The 20,075-nt window shown below is 66.7% G+C and carries 19 protein-coding genes; 11 read left to right on the top strand and 8 right to left on the bottom strand.

Translation table 11 applies throughout. The annotated features are described in order from the left end of the window. Nucleotides 1-123 precede the first annotated feature (123 nt). On the top strand, nucleotides 124-2,223 hold the full coding sequence (locus AB4061_RS25445) for a TonB-dependent siderophore receptor (protein ID WP_441638699.1): 2,100 nt from the start codon (nucleotides 124-126) through the stop codon (nucleotides 2,221-2,223). 12 nt (nucleotides 2,224-2,235) lie between these two features. Here AB4061_RS25445 and AB4061_RS25440 read toward each other — a convergent pair whose 3' ends face one another. Beyond that, the gene (locus tag AB4061_RS25440) at nucleotides 2,236-3,132 is read right to left on the bottom strand and encodes a LysR substrate-binding domain-containing protein (protein WP_441638697.1); all 897 of its coding nucleotides are present in this window, start codon (nucleotides 3,130-3,132) and stop codon (nucleotides 2,236-2,238) included. 122 nt (nucleotides 3,133-3,254) lie between these two features. On the opposite strand from AB4061_RS25440, the gene AB4061_RS25435 reads away from it, so the two are divergent. Both AB4061_RS25435 and AB4061_RS25430 read left to right on the top strand, forming a co-directional pair. After that, nucleotides 3,255-3,791 carry an NAD(P)H-dependent oxidoreductase gene (locus AB4061_RS25435; protein ID WP_441638695.1) on the top strand — a complete coding sequence of 179 codons (537 nt, stop codon included), beginning with the start codon at nucleotides 3,255-3,257 and terminating at the stop codon, nucleotides 3,789-3,791. A gap of 57 nt (nucleotides 3,792-3,848) precedes the next feature. Then, the gene (locus AB4061_RS25430; protein ID WP_309406623.1) at nucleotides 3,849-4,733 is read left to right on the top strand and encodes a DMT family transporter; all 885 of its coding nucleotides are present in this window, start codon (nucleotides 3,849-3,851) and stop codon (nucleotides 4,731-4,733) included. Here AB4061_RS25430 and AB4061_RS25425 read toward each other — a convergent pair. Continuing rightward, entirely contained in the window at nucleotides 4,730-5,365 is a 636-nt protein-coding gene (locus AB4061_RS25425) for a GNAT family N-acetyltransferase (RefSeq protein WP_441638692.1), read from the bottom strand. The genes AB4061_RS25430 and AB4061_RS25425 overlap by 4 nt on opposite strands. A gap of 88 nt (nucleotides 5,366-5,453) precedes the next feature. Between AB4061_RS25425 and AB4061_RS25420 the strand changes: the two genes are divergently transcribed. After that, the gene (locus AB4061_RS25420) at nucleotides 5,454-5,957 is read left to right on the top strand and encodes a winged helix-turn-helix transcriptional regulator (protein ID WP_441638690.1); all 504 of its coding nucleotides are present in this window, start codon (nucleotides 5,454-5,456) and stop codon (nucleotides 5,955-5,957) included. Between the two features lie 55 nt (nucleotides 5,958-6,012). Here AB4061_RS25420 and AB4061_RS25415 read toward each other — a convergent pair whose 3' ends face one another. Beyond that, nucleotides 6,013-6,501, bottom strand: coding sequence for a DUF4265 domain-containing protein (locus AB4061_RS25415; protein WP_441638688.1), 489 nt, complete (start codon nucleotides 6,499-6,501; stop codon nucleotides 6,013-6,015). Nucleotides 6,502-6,657: 156 nt separating this feature from the next. Here AB4061_RS25415 and AB4061_RS25410 point away from each other — a divergent pair, with 156 nt between their 5' ends. From AB4061_RS25410 to AB4061_RS25385, 6 genes are all read left to right on the top strand, one after another. Then, entirely contained in the window at nucleotides 6,658-7,062 is a 405-nt protein-coding gene (locus AB4061_RS25410) for a VOC family protein (protein ID WP_441638686.1), read from the top strand. A 325-nt stretch (nucleotides 7,063-7,387) separates the two neighbouring features. Further along, nucleotides 7,388-8,710 (top strand): MFS transporter, encoded by a 1,323-nt coding sequence (locus AB4061_RS25405; protein ID WP_441638744.1) that lies wholly within the window; start codon nucleotides 7,388-7,390, stop codon nucleotides 8,708-8,710. 67 nt (nucleotides 8,711-8,777) lie between these two features. After that, the gene (gene nirB / locus AB4061_RS25400) at nucleotides 8,778-11,327 is read left to right on the top strand and encodes a nitrite reductase large subunit NirB (RefSeq protein ID WP_441638684.1); all 2,550 of its coding nucleotides are present in this window, start codon (nucleotides 8,778-8,780) and stop codon (nucleotides 11,325-11,327) included. Nucleotides 11,328-11,372: 45 nt separating this feature from the next. Next, nucleotides 11,373-11,744 carry a nitrite reductase small subunit NirD gene (gene nirD / locus AB4061_RS25395; RefSeq protein WP_441638682.1) on the top strand — a complete coding sequence of 124 codons (372 nt, stop codon included), beginning with the start codon at nucleotides 11,373-11,375 and terminating at the stop codon, nucleotides 11,742-11,744. Beyond that, nucleotides 11,741-12,970 (top strand): NAD(P)/FAD-dependent oxidoreductase, encoded by a 1,230-nt coding sequence (locus AB4061_RS25390; RefSeq protein ID WP_441638680.1) that lies wholly within the window; start codon nucleotides 11,741-11,743, stop codon nucleotides 12,968-12,970. The genes nirD and AB4061_RS25390 overlap by 4 nt, the downstream gene beginning before the upstream one ends. Before the next feature lie 65 nt (nucleotides 12,971-13,035). Beyond that, a complete protein-coding gene (locus AB4061_RS25385; protein ID WP_441638678.1) occupies nucleotides 13,036-15,828 on the top strand; it encodes a molybdopterin-dependent oxidoreductase in 2,793 nt (930 codons plus the stop codon). A gap of 20 nt (nucleotides 15,829-15,848) precedes the next feature. Here AB4061_RS25385 and AB4061_RS25380 read toward each other — a convergent pair whose 3' ends face one another. From AB4061_RS25380 to AB4061_RS25365, 4 genes are all read right to left on the bottom strand, one after another. Next, entirely contained in the window at nucleotides 15,849-16,094 is a 246-nt protein-coding gene (locus AB4061_RS25380; protein WP_441638676.1) for a hypothetical protein, read from the bottom strand. Between the two features lie 184 nt (nucleotides 16,095-16,278). After that, complete coding sequence (locus AB4061_RS25375) at nucleotides 16,279-16,842, bottom strand: TetR family transcriptional regulator (protein WP_441638674.1); 564 nt, start codon at nucleotides 16,840-16,842, stop codon at nucleotides 16,279-16,281. An 18-nt stretch (nucleotides 16,843-16,860) separates the two neighbouring features. Further along, nucleotides 16,861-17,262 carry a nuclear transport factor 2 family protein gene (locus AB4061_RS25370; protein ID WP_441638672.1) on the bottom strand — a complete coding sequence of 134 codons (402 nt, stop codon included), beginning with the start codon at nucleotides 17,260-17,262 and terminating at the stop codon, nucleotides 16,861-16,863. Between the two features lie 94 nt (nucleotides 17,263-17,356). Further along, the gene (locus AB4061_RS25365; protein WP_441638670.1) at nucleotides 17,357-18,205 is read right to left on the bottom strand and encodes an alpha/beta fold hydrolase; all 849 of its coding nucleotides are present in this window, start codon (nucleotides 18,203-18,205) and stop codon (nucleotides 17,357-17,359) included. Nucleotides 18,206-18,355: 150 nt separating this feature from the next. Here AB4061_RS25365 and AB4061_RS25360 point away from each other — a divergent pair, with 150 nt between their 5' ends. Next, complete coding sequence (locus AB4061_RS25360) at nucleotides 18,356-19,132, top strand: SDR family oxidoreductase (protein WP_441638668.1); 777 nt, start codon at nucleotides 18,356-18,358, stop codon at nucleotides 19,130-19,132. A gap of 26 nt (nucleotides 19,133-19,158) precedes the next feature. Here the strand turns inward: AB4061_RS25360 and AB4061_RS25355 are convergent, their stop codons facing one another. Further along, entirely contained in the window at nucleotides 19,159-20,025 is an 867-nt protein-coding gene (locus AB4061_RS25355) for an SDR family NAD(P)-dependent oxidoreductase (protein ID WP_441638666.1), read from the bottom strand. Nucleotides 20,026-20,075: the final 50 nt, after the last annotated feature.

The raw sequence follows: 20,075 nt of genomic DNA, 5'->3' as shown, positions 1-20,075 counted from the left end.
AAAGCCGGCGAGTGCATTCGGCCTCGCCGGGGCCGGCAAAGCACAGCCCGATGCCATTGCAGAATCTTACAAACGATAATCATTATCATTTACAATCTGGCGCTTTCCGCACTCTCGCAGCACATGCTCACTCGCCAACTGATTGCCCCGGCCGCCCTGGGTTGCCTGCTCTCCCCCGCCATGGCCCTGGCCGCCCCGGACGCCGAGACCACCTTGCCGGCCGTCACGGTTAGCGCCGCCGAAGATCCCCGCGCCGACACCGGCTTTGCCACGCGCCGGGCAGCGGGCGTGACCAAGTCCGGCACGTCCGCGGCGGACAACGCGCAGTCCATCACCGTGATCACGCGCGATCTGATGGACAGCCAGCAAGCGCAAACCCTGGGTGACGCGCTGGCCAATTCGGCCGGCGTGGTCACCAATGTCTACGGCCGGCGCGGCTGGGACGACTTCATCATCCGCGGCCAGCGCGCATCCGAATCCGTCTTTGTCGATGGCCTGCTGGTCGAGTCGAACAACCGCGTGGCGCAGGAGCTGTTCGGCGCGCAGCGCGTGGAAGTGCTCAAAGGCCCGGCCTCGGTATTGTTCGGCAAGGTGCAGCCGGGCGGCATGGTCAATATCGTCAGCAAGCGCCCCATGCCCGACCTGTTTGGCGAACTAGGGCTGACGGTAGGCAACTACGGCTTGCGGCAGGCCACGGCGGACGTGGGCACGCCATTGTCGGAAAACGGCAAGGCCGCGCTGCGCGTGAACGCCCTGGCGATGAACAGCAACGACGCGACCGACTACGTCTATTACCGCAACCGCTACATCGCGCCGTCGCTGTCGCTGGACCTGGGCGCGCGCACCGACCTGACCCTGCTAGCGAGCCACAACGAGCGGCAATATGTGCGCCAGCAAGGCCTGCCCGTGAATGGCACGCTCATCGCCAACCGCAACGGCACCCTGCCCAACAGCCGCTTTACCGGCGAGCCGGGCCTGGCGCCATACGACGGCGAGCAGAACCGGCTGGGCTATGCGCTGACCCACCGCTTTGATTCCGGCTGGACGTTGAACCAGAATTTCCGCTGGCAAACGCTGTCGCTGGCCGGCACGCTGATCGCGGGCGGCACCATGGCCGTCAACAGCCAACTGCTCAACCGCAGCGGCACGCAGCAGGATTTCTCCGGCACCACCCTCGGCGTGGATACCAACTTGCAGCGGCGCTTCGAGATTGCCGGGCAGCAGCATGAGATCACGCTCGGCGTGGACTACAACCGCAGCAACGAGAGCCGCCTGCAGCGTACCTGCCGCGTCGCGGCGCTGAACGTCTACAAGCCGGTGTATGGCGCGGCCGTGAACTGCCCCAGCGCCTACAGCCTGAACCAGGAAGACAACGTCAGCACGCTGGGCTTCTACGCGCGCGACCAGGTGCGCTTTGCCGAGCGCTGGCTGCTCACCGCCGGCCTGCGCCACGACACCGCCCGCACCAGCACCACGGACCGCCTGGCCGCCACGCGCCTGGACGACACCGCGCGGGCCGTCACCGGCAGCGCCGGGCTGATGCTCGACCTGACCAGCTGGGCACGGCCCTATGTCAGCTACGCGACCTCGTTCCTGCCCAATAGCGGCACGGACGTCAACGGCGGCACCTTCAAGCCCGAGACGGGACGCCAGGCCGAGGTGGGCATCAAGTTTGATTTGCCCGGCAAGCGCGGCCTGCTGACCCTGTCTGCCTTCGACCTGACCCGGCGCAACGTGCTGAGCTCGGACCCGGTCAATACCGGCTTCAGCATTGCCACGGGCGAGCAGCGCACGCGCGGGCTGGAGGCAGAGCTGACGGCGGATCTTGGCGGCGGCTGGAGCCTGGCCGGCGCCTATGCCTACATCGCCAGCGAGGTCACGGAAGACACCGTTGCCGCCAATGTGGGCAAGCCGCTCAACAACGTGCCCCGGCACAGCGTCTCGCTATGGGGCACCAAGCATTTCCGCGGGCCGCTGGCAGGCTGGTACGCCGGCGCCGGCATGCGCGCGGAGAGCGCCAAGCGCGGCTACACCTTCAACTACACCGTGCCCGGCTACGCGGTGGCGGACCTTGGCGTGGGCTATGTGGCATCGCACTGGAAGGCCGCGCTCAACGTCAAGAACGTGTTCGACAAGGCGTACTATGCCGGCGGCCTGAGCAACAACATCGTGCCGGTGGGCAATCCCCGTACGGTCATGCTCAACGTGGCGCTCAACTACTAAAACCAAACTACGCTACGCCGCCAGCAGGCCTTCGATCAGGCCCGCCACATGCCGCACGGCCACGTCGTCGTCGCGGCGCACATGCCAGGCCAGGTGGAGGGAAAAACCCTCCACCGCCACCGGCGGCGCGAACGTCGCCAGGGCCTGTGCCGGGTCCTCCGGCAGGCAGCGGCTGGGCAGCATGGCGATCAGGTCGGAATCGGCCAGCAGCGGCGGCACCATCATGAAGCTCGGCACCACCATGCCGATGCGCCGCGCCAGGCCCAGCCCGGCCAGTGCATCGTCCAGCGGCCCATGGATGTCGCCACGGCCGGATACCAGCACATGCGGGTAGTCCAGCCAGCGCTCCAGGCCAAAGCCGGTGGCGGCCGGATGGCCCTGCCGCATGGCCACCACGTAGTGCTCGCGCAATAACGGCCGACGGCGAAAATCCGCGCCCACGGCGGGAAACACGGATACGGCGAGATCGCTATCCCCGCGCGCCAGGGACTCGAGCGCAGCATCGGCGCCCTGCCACGGCTGCAGCACGAGATTGACACACGGCGCGCTGCACGCCAGTTGCCGATGCAGTTGCCGCGCCACCAGCACGGCGGGATGGTCCGCCATGCGCATGCGCACCGTTTGCGACAAGCTCGCCAGATCCACCTCGGGCTCGCCGATCACCGCCGCCACCGAGGCCAGCGCCTGCTTCAGCGGCCCGCGCAGAGCCTGCGCCTTTGGCGTGAGCTGCATGCCGCCAAGCGCACGCTCCAGCAGGCGATCCTTGAACAGATGGCGGCACCGCTCCAGCGCGCTGGAGGCCGCTGGCTGGGACAGCCCGACACGCTGCGCGGCACGCGACACATGGGCTTCGTCGAGCAAGGCGTCCAGCACGGTCAGCAGATTGAGGTCGATCGCACGTAAATTCATGAAACAGATAATAGAACATACAAACCATCCATTGGAATGATTTAGTGTGAAGCGGCATCCTTGAGACATCGCCACGGCACGCACCACGGCACACACCGCGGTACTACCAACCGGAGCCCCTCATGTCCAAGACCCTGATCCTGCTGTTCCACCCCCGGTTCGGCCAATCCAAGGCCAATCGCGCCCTGTGCAATGCGGCCAGCACGCTGCCCGGCGTGGAGATCGCCGACCTCTACGCCCTCTACCCGGACGGCGCCATCGATGTGGATGCCGAAGTCCGCCGGCTGCTTGGCGCGGACCACATCGTGTTTCAGTTCCCGCTCCAGTGGTATGCCACGCCCGCCCTGCTCAAGGCCTGGCTGGACGCCGTGCTGACACGCATGTTCTATATCGCCTATGAGACGGAGGGCCGCGCGCTGGCAGGCAAGCCCATGCTGGTAGCCGCCACTGCGGGCAACGTGCGGCAGGCCTACGGGCCAGGCGGCGTCAATCTGTTTCCGCTTGCCGAGTTGCTGCGCCCCTTGCAAGCCACCGCCAACCGCTGCGGCCTGCCGTGGTCCGAGCCGTTCGTGCTTTATGAGGCTGGCAAGCTGGATGACCACGCGCTGGCTGCCGCGGGCGAACGCTACGCTGTGCGCTTGCAGCACATCGCGGCCTAGCCAGCCACGCCAGGATCGTTCAAGATTCGGGCTCGCAGAAACGCCTGAGAGTCGCAATTGCCGCTGAATCGCCTGAAACAAAGCGCCACCCTGATCGCCGTGCTGGCATTGATCGGATCGATGGCCTCGCTCTGCGTCGGAACATCGTTTGCCAAGAGCCTGTTTGCCGAGGTTGGCGCCCAAGGCACCACGGCGCTGCGGGTGAGCTTCTCGGCGTTGATCCTGCTATGCGTGTGGCGGCCCTGGCGGATGCCGCTCAGCCTGGCCAACGCCCGCGTGATCGCGCTGTACGGCGCGGCGCTGGGTGCCACCAACCTGCTGTTCTATATGTCGCTGCGCACCGTCCCGCTCGGGCTGGCGATTGCCATCGAGTTCACCGGGCCGCTGGCAGTAGCCGTGTCGTCGTCGCGGCGGGCCATCGACTTTCTCTGGATTGCCTTTGCGGTGGCAGGCTTGCTGTTGCTGTTGCCGCTTGGGGAGAACGTTGCCACGCTCGATCCCGTGGGCATCGGCTACGCGCTGGCGGCTGGCGTGGGCTGGGCGCTATACATCATCTTCGGGCAGATGGCAGGCAACGCGCACGGCGGGCAAGCCACCTCGCTCGGGCTGACCATGGCATCGCTGGTCGTGCTGCCTTTCGGGCTGGCGCATGCCGGCGCGGCCATGTTCAGCCCGTCGCTGCTGGTAGCAGGGCTGGCGGTTGGCCTGCTCTCCAGCGCCATTCCCTATTCGCTGGAAATGGTGGCGCTCAAGCGGCTGCCGCGCCGCACCTTCGGCATCCTGCTCAGCATGGAACCCGCCATGGGCGCGCTGGCAGGGCTCGCCTTCCTGCACGAGACGCTGAATACACAGCAATGGCTGGCGATTGCCAGCATCATCACGGCGTCGGTGGGATGCACCGTGACGGCCGGATCGCGCAAGCGCGCAAGCGCAGAGGCTTAGGCCGCCGGGAGCCGCGCGACGCCCTGCGGCGCGCTGTTGCCGGCCAACTCGCCCAGCACCAGTTTCACCTCATACAGCAGGCTGTCTTCCGGATTGCGCCGGGTGGAGAAACCGAACTCCCGCATCAGCGCCAGCATGCGGCGGTTCTCGCTCAGCACATCCCCGCGCAGCAGATGCAGGCCGGCGCCCAGCGCCGCGTCGCGCAGGCGCTGGATCAGCCGGCGGCCGATACCCTTGCCTTGCCAGTCGTCGGCCACCGCCACGGCGAACTCCCCAACGTCGCCCTCTTCGCCACGCGTCACCACGTAGTTGCCGTTGGCGACGATCATCGGCAGTCCCTGCACTTCCGCCGTGACCACCAGCGCCAGGCCGGCGTTGCTCTCGATGAACAGGTCGATCACCTCGTCGGACACGCGTCCGCCGGTCAGGAAGCGGTAATAGCGGCTCTCGCGCGACAGGGCCTGGACGAAAGCCCGCTCTCTCTCGGCATCGGCGGCACGAACAGCGCGCACCACCACGCGCTCGCCACCGCTCAACTTCCAGGTCTCGGCACATTCCGGGCAGCCGGCATGCCAGCCGCCGCCGGTCAGGCGGGATTGGCCCGAGAGACTTGGGGGATTCGAGGGTTGCATGTCCGGCTCCTGACTTCATATTTCATAGTCAGGAGTATAGGCAATACCCTGACTTTTGCAAATGAAGTTAGCCTGCTATGCTCAATGGATGGATCTCACCGCCCAAGAACTCCGCAACTGCTCGATTGCCGCGACCCTCTCGCTGATCGGAGAGAAGTGGACAATCCTGATCCTGCGCGACGTTTTCCACGGCATCAGGCGCTTCGACGAGTTCCTGGAGCGCCTGCAGTGCTCCCCCGCCGTGCTGTCGGCCAGGCTCAAGACACTGACCGAGGCAGGCATCCTGCGCAAGGTGAGCTATCGGGAGCCGGGCGAGCGGGAACGGTTCGAGTACCGGCCGACGCGCGCCGCGGTGGAGTTGCTGCCGGTGATCATCGGCCTGATGCAATGGGGTGATCGCCACCTGGCCGCCAGCGGCCAAGGGCCGGTGACGCTGCTTACCGCACCGGAGGGGCGCCGCGTGCGCGCGGCGCTGGTGGATGATGCGGATCAGTTAGTGCGGCCCAACGATATCGAGATTTACCACGCGAGCCAGCGGCCAGCGCCGGCGGCCGAAGGCGAATCCCCGCAAGCGCCTGCCACGCAGGCGTGAGCCTGGGTGGCAGGCGACCCAAAGCAGCTTGGTCATGCATCCCGGCGATCAGTCGTCAATCCTTCAGCCACCAGTCCAGCAGTGTTTCGTCATCGGGATCGTCCAGATTCCGGTAGATGTTCGCGTAGTACCACTGAATCCCGGTCTGCTCGCGAAACCTATCAAAGACCTCGCGGATCCGGTCCATCCCGTTGTTGGATGGGATGGTCAACGACAGGTTTCCGCCGTTGATCCCATCCAGGGAACCGCCCAGTTCGGCTTGCACTTGCTTCTCCAGCCGTGCCAGGCATGCCTGTGGGATATCTTCATCCTCGTAGATCTGAATGCAGAAATTGCCACCCCTCGACAGGACTTCGGCATGCGCGTTTCTGTTCTTGATAGAGACGATGTCGCCTCTTGCCAGATTCAGGGCGAGACCGGGCGAGGCGAGTAGCTCATAGGTGTCTTCATCGATCTTGCGGGCGGGCAGTTCCTCGAACATTGGCTCCGCGTCGTCTTCTCCGGCGTAGACGTGGATCAGGACGTTTGGGGGGATGTTTTCCATGGGGTAATTCGTCGCTCTTGAATTTGATGCTGATGCGCAATCGCCTAGTTTACATAGCAAGCGTGTTGTGAGACATCTTCAACGTTCGACGTTCGACGCTTTAACCCATGCCCCGCGCAAGAACAACAGCCCAGGAACCAGCTAGAGCCAAACCCAATGCGACTTCTCGATCATGTTTCAATCGGCGTGCCCAACCTCGACGCAGCGCGCCCCTTCTATGACGCGATCATGCAGACCTTGGGCGCAACGAAGGTCTATGACCGCCCCGATGCGCTTGGCTATGGCGAGCGCTGCACGTCCAGCGATACGATGTCCACGTGCCTGGCGGTCTATCTCGACCCGAGCAGGATCGAAGCAAACAAGCGGCATTGGTGCTTCAAGGCGTCGTCCCGCAAACAGGTGGACGCGTTCTTCGCCGCGGGCCTCGACGCCGGGGGATCGTCGGATGGGGATCCCGGCCTGCGGCCTGCCTACCATGCCGGATACTACGCAGCGTTCCTCGTCGATCCGGCGGGCAATCGCGTGGAGGCGGTGTGTCATTCGGATTCGGCCTCGATCTGACTCGGTCCGCCTAAAACCAGCCGCTGCCTGCACCACCACGCGCACCGCCCCGATCCATTGCACTGCACCATGACCGTGCCACCCCGCCCCACCTCGGCGCATCGCCTCCCGGCCTGACGCGCCTGCGCAGCGCAAAAACCCCGCCATCCATCACAAACAGCCCTGGCACACCGCTTGCGTAATAAGACGCGAGCGGACCAACGGCGGCCCGCTCACCTCACACAGGGTGGTAGCGGTCTTCACCGCTGCCACCAGGACAACGGCGTCCCCTGATCTGGTCTTCACGACCGGATTGCGGGACGCCATTTGTTTTTATGGAGCCATGATGACCGGCAAAGCCACCCGCATCGAACTGCTAAGCCTGCGCACCCCGCAGATGCGCGCCTTCCACCTGACGTGGATGGCCTTCTTCGTGTGCTTCTTCGCGTGGTTCGCTTGCGCGCCGTTGATGCCGGTGCTCAAGGGTGAATTCGGCCTGACTCCCGACCAGATCGCCAATATCAATATCGCGGCAGTGGCGGTGACCATTCTCGTGCGGCTGGCCATCGGCCCGCTGTGCGACCGCTTTGGTCCGCGCCGCGCCTACACCGGCTTGCTCGCGCTGGGTGCGATCCCCGTGCTGGGCGTGGCGATGGCGCAGAGCTACGAAGCCTTCCTGTTCTTCCGCCTGTTGATTGGCGCGGTTGGCGCGAGCTTCGTGATCACGCAATACCACACCTCGGTGATGTTCGCGCCCAACGTGGTGGGCACCGCCAACGCGGCAGCCGCCGGCTGGGGCAATGCCGGCGGTGGCGCGGCGCAAGCGCTGATGCCGCTGCTGCTGGGTGGCGTGCTGATGCTGGGCGTGAGTCACACCATGGGCTGGCGCCTGGCGCTGCTGGTGCCGGGCGTGCTGATGCTGATCATGGCAGTGCTGTACTGGCGCTATACGCAGGACTGCCCGCAAGGCGACTTCAAGGATCTGCGCGCGCGCGGCATCGCCATCGACAGCGGCAAGAAAGGCGGCTGGGCCAGCTTTGTCGCCGCTGCCGGCAACTACCGCGTGTGGATGCTGTTTATCACCTACGGCGCCTGCTTCGGCGTGGAGATCTTCATCCACAACGTGGCTGCTACCTATTACGTGGATCGCTTCGGCCTGTCGCTGGGCAGCGCCGGCCTGGCCGCCGCCAGCTTTGGCCTGCTCGCCCTGTTCGCCCGTGCCCTGGGCGGCTGGCTGTCGGACAAGGCTGCGCTGCGCCGTGGCCTGGATGCGCGTTCCATGCTGCTGTTCGTGCTGATCCTGGGTGAAGGCCTGGGCCTGTTGTGGTTCGCCCAGGCGCATAGCGTCGTGGCTGCGGTGGCCGCCATGCTGGGCTTCGGCCTGTTCACCCATATGGCCTGCGGCGCCACCTATGCGCTGGTGCCCTTTATCGACCGCAAGGCGCTGGGCGGCGTGGCCGGCATCATCGGCGCCGGCGGCAATGTGGGCGCCGTGGCGGCGGGCTTCCTGATGAAGGGCCTGGGCGGCAACCTGCAGCAAACGCTGACCGTGCTGGGCGCGGCGGCCATCGTCTCCGCCTTGTGCGCCATCGCCGTGCGTTTCTCGGCCGAGCATAAGGCCAGCGAGCAGGCGCTGTTCGACAACGCGCTGGCCGGCTCGGGCTCCTGAGCCCGCCCGACGCAACGACGCCACCAAAGCACACGCACCAGCGGCCCCACAGAACAAGGAAACCATCATGAAACTGATCATCATCGGCCACGGCATGGTCGGCCACAAATTCCTGGAATGCCTGGCCGAGGCCGGTTCGCAAGATCTCGAAGTCACGGTGCTGTGCGAGGAGCCGCGTCCGGCCTACGATCGCGTGCACCTGTCCGAGTTCTTCGCTGGCAAGTCCGCCGAGGATCTCTCGCTGGTCGAAACCGGCTTCTTCGAGCGCAGCAACATGCTGCTGCGCCTGAACGCGCGCGCCACCGGCATCGACCGCGCGGCCAAGACGGTGACGGTTTCCACCGGCGAGACGCTGTCCTACGACAAGCTGATCATGGCCACCGGCTCCTACCCCTTCGTGCCGCCGCTGCCCGGCAAGGACCGCAAGGATTGCTTTGTCTACCGTACCATCGAAGACCTGGAAGCCATGCAGGAATGCGGCGCCCGCTCCAAGACCGGCGTGGTGATCGGCGGCGGCCTGCTGGGCCTGGAATGTGCCAAGGCGCTGCGCGACATGGGCCTGCAAACCCATGTGGTGGAATTTGCCCCCCGCCTGATGGCGGTGCAGGTGGACGACGGCGGCGGCGCCATGCTGCGCCGGAAGATCGAAGCGCTTGGCGTCACCGCGCATACCCGCAAGAACACCGTTGAGATCGTCGACGGCGAAGACGGCACCCATCGCATGAACTTTGCCGATGGCAGCCATCTGGACACCGACATGATCGTGTTCTCGGCCGGCATCCGCCCGCGCGACGAACTGGCCCGCGCCAGCGGCCTGGCCATTGGCGAGCGCGGCGGCATCACGGTGGACAACCAGTGCCTGAGCTCCGACCCCGACGTGTACGCCATCGGCGAATGCGCGCTGTGGGACGGCAAGATCTACGGCCTGGTCGCTCCGGGCTATGAAATGGCCCGCGTGGCCGCCAAGCACCTGCTCGGCCACCAGGCCGAGTTCGCCGGCGCCGACATGAGCACCAAGCTCAAGCTGATGGGCGTGGACGTGGCCAGCCTGGGCGACCCGCACGGCAATGCGCCCGGCAGCCGCTCGTTCCAGTTCACCGACGAGCGCAAGCAGGTCTACAAGAAGCTGGTGGTGTCCGAGTGCGGCAAGTACCTGCTGGGCGGCGTGCTGGTAGGCGATGCCGAGGAATACGGCACCCTGCTGCAGATGATGCTCAACAAGATCGAGCTGCCCGAGTCGCCGGAATTCCTGATCTTGCCGTCCTCCGACGGCCAGGCCAAGCCGGGGCTGGGCGCCGACGCGTTGCCCGATGCCGCGCAGATCTGCTCCTGCAACAACGTGACCAAGGGCGATATCTGCGCCGCCGTCTGCAACGGCACCACCACCATCGGTGCGATGAAGAGCTGCACCAAGGCCGGCAGCACCTGCGGCGGCTGCGTGCCGCTGGTCACGCAGGTCATGAAGGCCGAGATGAAGAAGCAAGGCCTGGCGGTGAACAACCACCTGTGCGAGCACTTTGCCTACTCCCGCCAGGAGCTTTACCACCTGGTGCGCGTGGGCGGCTTCAAGACCTTCGACGCACTGCTGGCAGCGCACGGCAAGGGCCTGGGCTGCGACGTCTGCAAGCCCACCGTGGCGAGCATCCTGGCCTCGTGCTGGAATGAGTTCGTGCTCAAGAAAGAGCACGCCAGCCTGCAGGACTCGAACGACTACTTCCTGGGCAACATCCAGAAGGACGGCACCTACTCGGTCGTGCCCCGCATGCCGGGCGGCGAAGTCACCCCCGACGGCCTGATCGCCGTGGGCCAGGTGGCCAAGAAGTATGGCCTGTACACCAAGATCACCGGCGGGGCGCGGGTCGACATGTTCGGCGCGCGCGTGGAAGAGTTGCCGATGATCTGGGAAGAACTGATCGCGGCCGGTTTCGAATCGGGCCATGCCTATGGCAAGTCCCTGCGCACCGTGAAGTCCTGCGTAGGTTCCACGTGGTGCCGCTACGGCGTGGACGACTCGGTTGGCCTGGCCATCGAGATCGAAAACCGCTACAAGGGCCTGCGCGCGCCGCACAAGATCAAGTTTGGCGTCTCCGGCTGCACCCGCGAATGCGCGGAAGCACAGGGCAAGGACGTGGGCATCATCGCCACCGAACGCGGCTGGAACCTGTACGTGTGCGGCAACGGCGGCATGAAGCCCCGCCACGCCGAACTGCTGGCCAGCGACCTGGACCGCGAAACGCTGCTGCGCTACGTGGACCGCTTCCTGATGTTCTATGTGCGCACCGCGGACCGCCTGCAACGCACCAGCGTCTGGCGCGACAACATGGAAGGCGGGCTGGACTACCTCAAGGCCGTGGTGCTGGAAGACAGCCTGGGCGTCGGCGCCGAACTGGAAGCGCAGATGCAGCACGTGGTGGACACCTACGAAGACGAATGGAAGGCCGCCGTGACCAACCCGGAAACCCGCAAGCGCTTCCGCCACTTCGTCAACAGCGACCTGCGCGACGACAACCTGGTCTTCATGGAGGAGCGCGGCCAGATCCGCCCGGCCACGCCGGAGGAACGGAACTTGCATAAATCCCGGCTTGAGCAGATCCCCGTGATCGTCAAGGCAGCCTGAACCGCCCCGACCCATCATCCCGCGCCAACGCCCAAGGAGAACATCATGAGCCCCACCCACCAAACCGAAGCCTGGACCGCCGTTTGCAGCCTGCGCGACATCGTGCCCAATACCGGTGTGTGCGCACTGGTGGACAAGGCACAGATCGCCGTGTTCCGGGTGGGCGCCGGCTACAGCGACGATCAGGGCGGCAATGGCGACCAGGTGTTCGCCATCTCCAACTACGATCCCAACTCCAACGCCGCCGTGCTGTCGCGCGGCCTGGTCGGCAGCCTGGGCGAACGCATCGTGGTGGCGTCGCCGATCTACAAGCATCACTTCGATCTGCAGACCGGCGAATGCCTGGAAGCGCCCGAGCACTCGATCGCGGCGTATCCGGCCCGCGTCTATGACGGCAAAGTCTGGGTGGCCGCATGACCACGCCCCCCAAACCCCGCCTGGTAGTGGTCGGCAACGGCATGGCCGGCATGCGCACGGTCGAGGAACTGCTGAAGCTCGCGCCCGACCTCTATGACATCACCGTGTTCGGCGCCGAGCCGCACGGCAACTACAACCGCATCCTGCTCTCGCCGGTGCTGGCGGGCGAGAAGACGGTTGCGGACATCATGCTCAACACCCGCGACTGGTACGATCAGAACGGCATCGAACTGCTGGCCGGCGATCCGGTGGTGGCGATCGACCGCCGCCGCCGGCTGGTGCGCTCGCAATCCGGGCGCGAGGTGGGCTATGACCGCCTGCTGCTGGCGACCGGCTCCAAGCCGTTCATCATCCCCGTGCCGGGCCACCAGCTCGATGGCGTCATCGCCTTTCGCGACATCCAGGACGTGGAAACCATGCTGGCGGCGGCCCGCAACCATCGCCACGCCGTGGTGATCGGCGGCGGCCTGCTCGGCCTGGAAGCCGCCAACGGCCTGATGCGCCAGGGCATGGAGGTCAGCGTCGTGCACGTGGCCGACAGCCTGATGGAGCGCCAGCTCGACAAGCCCGCCGCCGCGCTGCTCAAGCAGGCGCTGGAGCGCAAGGGACTGCGTTTTTTGCTGAACGCCAATACCAGCGGCATCCTTGGGGAAGACCGCGTCACCGGCGTATGCTTTAAAGACGGTACCCAGATCCGCGCCGACCTCGTGGTAATGACCGCCGGCGTGCGCCCCAATATCGAACTGGCCCAGCAGGCCGGGCTGCGCTGCGAGCGCGCCATCGTGGTGGACGACACCTTGCAGAGCTACGATCCGCGCGTGTATGCCGTAGGCGAATGCGTGCAGCACCGCCAAGCCACCTTCGGGCTGGTCGCGCCGATCTGGGAACAGGCGCGCGTGGCCGCCGCGCACCTGGCCGGCGCCGGGCATCGTCGCTATGTGCAGCAGGCCACCGCCACCAAGCTCAAAGTGACTGGCGTGGATCTTTACTCCGCCGGCGACTTCATCGGCGGCGAAGGCAGCGAGGATCTCGTCATGCGCGATCCGCGCCGCGGCATGTACAAGCGGCTGGTGCTGCAAGGCGGTCGGCTGGTCGGGGCGGTGCTGTACGGCGACGTGCAGGACGGCCCCTGGTACTTCGACCTGATCCAGAGCGGCGCCCCGGTAGGCGCCATGCGCCAGCGGCTGCTGTTCGGCAAGGCACAGTGCGAGGCCATGGCAGCCTGAACGCGTGAACGCCTGAACGCTTGAACGACCTAATCCCCGATTGACCGCCAGCAGCGAGCGCAAACGTGAACCTGTCCGATATCCCCGTCATCCTCTCCACCGGTTCGCCCACCCTGCTGTCCGCCGACGCCTCAGTCACCGTCACCGATACCACCTGCCCGTATTGCGGCGTGGGCTGCGGCGTGCGCGCCACCCGCCATGCCAACGGCAGCGTGGAGGTGGCCGGCGACGCCAGCCACGGCTCCAACCAGGGCCGCCTGTGCGTGAAAGGCTCGGCGCTGGCGGAAACCGTCGGCCTGGAAGGCCGCCTGCTGCACCCGCAGGTACGCGGTGCCGACGGCGCCTTGCAGCCAGTGTCCTGGGACCACGCGCTGGACAAGGTCGCCCAGGGCTTCAAGGACATCATCGCGGAGCACGGCCCCGATGCCGTGGCGCTCTACGTCTCCGGCCAGTTGTTGACCGAGGACTACTACGTTGCCAACAAGCTGATGAAGGGCTTTATCGGCAGCGCCAATATCGACACCAACTCGCGGCTGTGCATGTCGTCGGCGGTGGCCGGGCACAAGCGCGCCTTTGGCGAGGACCTGGTGCCCGGCAACTACGAAGACCTGGAACTGGCGGACCTGGTGGTGCTGGTCGGCTCCAACACCGCGTGGTGCCACCCGATCCTGTTCCAGCGGCTGTTGAAAGCCAAGGAAGCCCGGCCGGAAATGAAGCTGGTGGTGATCGACCCGCGCCGCACCGCCACCTGCGAGCTGGCCGACCTGCACCTGCCGGTCAAGCCCGGCACCGATGTGTGGCTCTTCAACGGCTTGCTGCACTACCTGGCACAGCACGGTGCGGTGGACCAGTCATTCGTCGACGCCCACACCAGCGGCCTGGACGCCGCGCTGGCGGCAGCCGGCCCGGACTGCGCCGACATCGCCAAGGTAGCCAAGGCATGCAAGCTCGACCCTGAAGCCCTGCGCGGCTTCTATGCATTGTTCGCCGCCACGCGCAAGGTGGTGACCGGCTTCTCGCAAGGCGTGAACCAGTCGTCGGCTGGCACCGACAAGGTCAACAGCATCATCAACTGCCACCTGGCCACCGGCCGCGTGGGCCAGCCCGGCATGGGCCCCTTCTCGCTGACCGGCCAGCCCAACGCCATGGGCGGGCGCGAGGTCGGTGGGCTGGCCAATATGCTGGCGGCCCATATGGAGCTGGCCGATCCGCTGCACCGGGAAATCGTGCAATCGTTCTGGGGCTCGCCCGCCATCGCGGACAAGCCGGGCCTGAAGGCGGTGGAACTGTTCGAGGCCATCGAGCAAGGCCGGGTCAAGGCGGTGTGGGTGATCGCCACCAACCCGGTGGTCAGCCTGCCGGATGCCGACCAGGCCCGCCGCGCGCTGGCCAAGTGCGAGCTGGTGGTCAGTTCCGACATCATGCTGCGCACCGACACCAACGACGCCGCGCACGTCCTGCTGCCCGCGCTTGGCTGGGGCGAGAAGGACGGCACCGTCACCAGTTCCGAGCGCCGCATCTCGCGCCAGCGCGCCTTCCTGCCCGCGCCCGGCGAGGCCCGCGCCGACTGGCGGATCCTGTGCGACGTCGCCACGCGCATGGGCTTTGATGGATTCCGCTTTGCCGGACCGCACGAGATCTTCGACGAGCACGCGCGGCTGAGCACGTACCGCAACGCGGGCAGCAGCGATCAGGCCCACGCGCCACGCATGTTCGACCTCGCCGGGCTGGCAGGCATGAGCCAGAAGCAATTCGACGCGCTCTCACCGGTGCAATGGCCGGTGATGGCCATGCTCCCCGGGGGCTTCGCCAACGCGTCCGGCGGCACTGCCCGCCTGTTTGCCGACGGCCGTTTCGCCCACCCCGATGGCCGCGCCCGCTTTATCGCCACCGCGCCGCGCGCGCCGTTCCACGCCCCCGACGACGAGTTCCCGCTGGTGCTCAACACCGGGCGCGTACGCGACCAGTGGCACACCATGACCCGCACCGGCAAATCGCCCAAGCTGGCCGACCACATCGCCGAGCCCTTCGTCGACATGCACCCGCAGGACGCCCTGCTATCCGGTGTCAGCGAAGGCAAGCTGGCTCGCGTGACCACGCGCTGGGGCGCCATGGTGGCACGGGTGCAGCACAGCGGTGGCATCCCGCGCGGCAGCGTATTCGTGCCGATCCACTGGAACAGCCAGTTCAGCTCCGATGCGCGCGTGGGTGCGCTGGTCAACCCGGTGGTGGACCCGGTCTCCGGCGAGCCCGAGTTCAAGCACACGCCGGTGCGCGTGGAGGAGTTCCGCGTGTCGTGGCATGGCTTCGTGTTGAGCCGCGAGGACCTCCAGGCGGACGAGCTGACCTACTGGACGCGCGTCCAGGGCCGCCAGTTCCAGCGCTACGAGTTCGCCGGCCGCGAGAATATCGCCGAGCGCGCCGCGTGGGCCCGCCAGTTGCTCGGCATCGACGACCCCAATGCGGACTGGATCGAGTATGAAGACCGCACCGCCGGCATCTACCACGCCGGCCACGTGGTCGACGACCGCCTCCAGGCCTGCATCTATGTGTGCACGCGCCCCGAACTGCCCTCGCGCGCGTGGCTGTCCACGCTGTTCGCCAAGGACCGCCTGGAAGACGCCGATCGCGTCGGCCTGCTGCTAGGCCAGCCGATGGAAAAGGGCGCCGACGCCGGCCCCACCGTGTGCTCCTGCTTTGGCGTGGGGCGCAACACCATCTGCGACGCGGTGCGCAAGCATGATCTGAAGACGCCGGCCGAAGTCACCGCCTGCGTGAAGGCGGGCGGCAACTGCGGCTCTTGCGTGCCGGAGTTGAAGAAGCTGCTGGCGGAGATACGGGTGGCGGAAGCGGCTTGATCCCTGGCAGGACCGGGTGGCTACTGCGGTGGGCGATTACTCAGCGACATCACGGCCTCGACGCCCCGGCGCTGCCAGCAGGCATCGTCGCAGTCAGTCGACGCGGCATCCACCGCCAGCCGGACATCCGTCGTGGCAGCCGATGCGCGTTCGTTCGCGCCGTCCTCCCTGGCGGGTGGCGACGCCGTGATCAGACCGGCGGCAAAACCTACCGCCAGCACTGCGCCGGCGCCCAACAAGCATGTGATGCGATTTCCGGCTTTCACGACAGTCTCCTCCTGGCTTGTATCTTTTCCCTCTGCCATGCTCCTGCATCGCTGCGCCGGCACGGTCTAATGACTCAAAGGTAGCCAATGGAATGAAAAACGTCCTCGTCCAAGCAGACTAGGGGCGATCCCGTATGCCCGTGCACGCGCCGGGAAGCCGGTGAAGCGCCAAGGCAGGCGCCAGCTAGTCACCATAGAGTCGCAGCAGCGGCCCGACGCACCCGACCAGGTCCACCGGCGCCAGCCGCAGCGAACAGGCGCTCAGCAGGCCCCATAGATGCGCCGCCAGCAGCGCGCCCTTGCCCTGCTCGCCCAGCACCCTGCCAAGGCCATCGCACAACGTCCTGCCGCGGGCACGGATGCGGACCGTGAGGTGGCAAAGCTCGCACTCGGGCGTGCAAGCGTGGTGCAGCAAGCCGAGGACGATACCCGCATAGCGCAGCACAGCCTCATCCTGCAACATCGTCGCCAGCGCGCGCTCCAGATCCGGGCGGGCCAGGCCCCCGCCGCTACCGGCGAAGGCTGCGAGCCGGCTGGCCAGATGCGCCTCCGCCCGCGCCATGACGGCGGCCAGCAACTCGGCGCGGCTACGGAAGTGTCCGTAGATCGCGCCGCGTGTCATGGCGATGGCGCTCGCTACCTGCTCCAGCGTGACGCATTGCACGCCCTGGCGCTCGAACAGCAGCTCCGCGCTCGCAAGGATGCGCTCGCGCGTAGCGGCCGCATCACGCGGGCAACGTCTTACCATGCCCGCACGGCACGCGCCTTACTGCGGATGCACGTCATCCGGCCCCCAGAAGGCGCGCATGCCGGTAATGCGCCCGTCGGCATCGAAGGTCATCACATCGGTCACGTCGATGCGTACCGGCTGCCCCTGCATCCGCACATACACGGCGAAACACAAGGCTGCGGCATTGCCGTGCGAACCCCGGGGCGCCGCCACCACTTCCAGGCGCGCGCCGAGCGACGTCACGTGCCGGTAGAAGGCGACGATACGCTCCCGCCCGGCTATCACCGGGCCGCCAACGGGGTCCTCGACGGTCGCGTCGTCGGCAAACAGCGCCGCCACGCGCCCGGCGTCCGCCGCATTGAAAGCGGACACGTAATCGAGCAAGGTAGCCTTCATGCCGGCGCTCTTGTTCGCGGCCATGGTCATGTCGATGGTCATTCCATTCCTCGCTGGAACAGGTTGAACGGGTCTTCCATGCTATCTCCTGCGTTTATCTACCTTGCGCTGCCGGCACGCCGGCCGGACGGCCAGGCTAAACGGCGGCCTCGGCCGTATCCGCGAGGAAGCCTAGGCATTCGCGGTTGAAGTAATCGCTGTGCTCGACCATCACCCAGTGGCCGCAGCGATTGATCAGCACGAAGCGCGCATCGCGGCAACCCTGCAGGAACTTGAGGGCGCCGCCGGCCGGGTTGAAGCGGTCTTCCGTGCCCCAGAAGCCGAGCACCGGGCACGCGATCTCGCCCAGGCGTTCGGTCAGGTTGGGCACCTTCATGGTGGCCAGCACCTCGCGCGGCTGCTCCTTGCACACGGCCATGCGCTCGTCCACCAGCGCATCGGTGACCAGCGTGGCGTCATGCACCAGCAGCTTCAGCAGTTCGCGCATGGTGTCATGGTTCATCTGCCCGCCGGTGAACAGCGACACCATCTTCTCGATGCCTTCCATGCGGAAATAGGTTTCCCGGTCCTCTACGCCACCTGGCGCCATCATCACCAGGCGGCTGACATGCTCCGGGTAGTCCAGCGCGTATTTCAGCGCAATGGCGCCGCCCAGCGAGTTGCCCACGAGCACGCAGCGCGGCAGTTCCAGTGCCAGCAATTGCGCGCGCAGCGCGGCGACGAAGAAGTCCAGCGTGTACTCCACATCCGCCGGCTTCGATGACTGGCCGTATCCCGGCAGGTCGACCACCACGGTGCGAAAGCCCGCCGCGGCAAAAGCCGGTGCGTTGTGCTTGAAGTTGCTGTGCCCGCTGGCGCCTGGGCCACTGCCATGGATGAACACCACGGGTTCGCCGGCGCCGGCATCGAGGTAGTGCAGGCGCAGGCCGTCTGGCGTGGCGATGGTTTGGCCGGCTGGAAATGCGGCAGGCGACGTACTGGACATGTCGGTGTCTCCCCTGTAGTCATGACGAACCCGGTCAATCATGCGCATGCGCAACGTGGCAGGCATCGTCCTTTCAGACTACGAAGCGGCCCGTGGATTTCCCTAAGATCGCACTGACCAGCAAGGCAACGGGACCAAGGGAAAACAGAGATGACGGGATTCGACTTCAGCGGCAAGACGGTGTTGGTGACAGGTGGCGCGCGCGGCATTGGCCGCGCCATTGCCGAGCGCTTCCTGGCAGCAGGTGCCCACGTGTTCACCTGCGGGCGCACGCCACCGGAGACTGACGAGAAGCAGCCGCGTGAGGCGGAGTTCATCACGGCCGACATCCGCGACGCCGAGCAGGTGGAGGCCATGCTGTCCCGGATCGTAGACAGTGCCGGCTCGCTCGATATCGTGATCCACAATGCCGGCGGCGCGCCCTTCGCGCTCGCTGCGGATGCCTCGCCGCGCCTGCTGGAGTCGATCATCCGCCTGAACCTGGTGGCGCCGCTGCAGCTGGCGCAGCGCGCCAACGCGCGCATGCAAACCCAGGCCAGTGGCGGCACGCAGATCTTCATCGGCAGCGTCAGCGCGCTGCGGCCCTCCCCCGGCACCGCCGCCTACGGCGCAGCCAAAGCGGGTATCCTGAACGCAGTCCGCTCGCTAGCGGTGGAATGGGCCCCGCGCGTGCGGGTCACGGCCGTGAGTCCAGGCCTGGTGCTGACCGAAGCCGCGCAGCAGCAACACTACGGCGATGCGGCCACGCTCCAGCGGGTGGCCGATACCGTGCCGCTCGGCCGCCTTGCCGCCCCGCGCGACATCGCTGACGCCTGCCTGTTCCTGGCCTCGCCGCATGCTGCATACGTCTCGGGCGCCAACCTGGTCATCGACGGCGGCGGCGAGCGTCCGGCCTTCCTCGACGCGGCAGTCCACCAGGCCGGCTGACCCGCCCAGCGCACGCCTGCCCGACCCTACTCGACCTTGGCGGGATGCGCCTGCACCGGCCCGCCCAGCACCGAGCGGTAGGACACGGGCGCCTTGCCGTCGATATCGCGTATGCCGTACTCCTGCGCGACCTCGGCGCTGATCAGCACCTGGCCGGATTTCTCCATGACGGCGGCGTCGCCATGCAAGGCGAGTATGACCTTGCCGGTGAACTCGGGGCTCTCCGCGCTCGGCGCAAAAGCGGCGTATTTGTCGGGCTCGCGCTCCCAGACCCGCATGGTGCGCTCGGTGCGCAGCGGGCCCATCCAGACCGATACCGCGGCCACGCCGTACGGCCGCAGGTCCACCGCCATGTCCTTGGCGAACTTGTCCACGCCGGACTTCTGCGCGCCGTAGGCCGGGCCGTGCATATAGCAGCTTGCGCCGAAGGACGACGTAAACGCCATCAATCCGCGCGCGCCAGCCACCATCAAGGGCGCCGCATGCCAGCTCGCCACATAGGCCGAGCGCAGGCCCACGTCGAGGATGTCCACCAGGGCCAGCGGCTTCTCCCAGAAGCTGCCCGGCTCGATCAGTTCGTCGTGCAGGAAGGTAGCGTTGTTTACCAGGATGTCCAGCCGGCCCGCTTCGTCGCCCACCTGCTCGAACAGCCTGCGTACCTGCGCATCGTCGCGATGGTCACAGGCCACCGCGGTGCCTTTGCCGCCGCGCGCATCGATCTCGCGCGCGGTCTCGTGGATGGTGCCGGGCAACGGCGCCTCGCCGCTGCGCTCGGTGCGCCCGGTGACGTACACCGTCGCGCCGGCTTGCGCCAACGCCAGCGCGATGCCCTTGCCCGCGCCACGCGAGCCGCCCGTCACTACCGCAACGATGGATTCCTTTGCACTGCGCATCGCATTCCTCCCCAGTGATTCCCGCGCCGCGATCTCACCGCGCAGGGCGA

The sequence above is a fragment of the Cupriavidus sp. YAF13 genome (genome assembly GCF_052113425.1).
Classification (GTDB): Bacteria; Pseudomonadota; Gammaproteobacteria; order Burkholderiales; family Burkholderiaceae; genus Cupriavidus.
The sequence above is the reverse complement of the archived record's forward strand: the minus strand, read 5'-3'. Positions and strand labels throughout refer to the sequence as shown.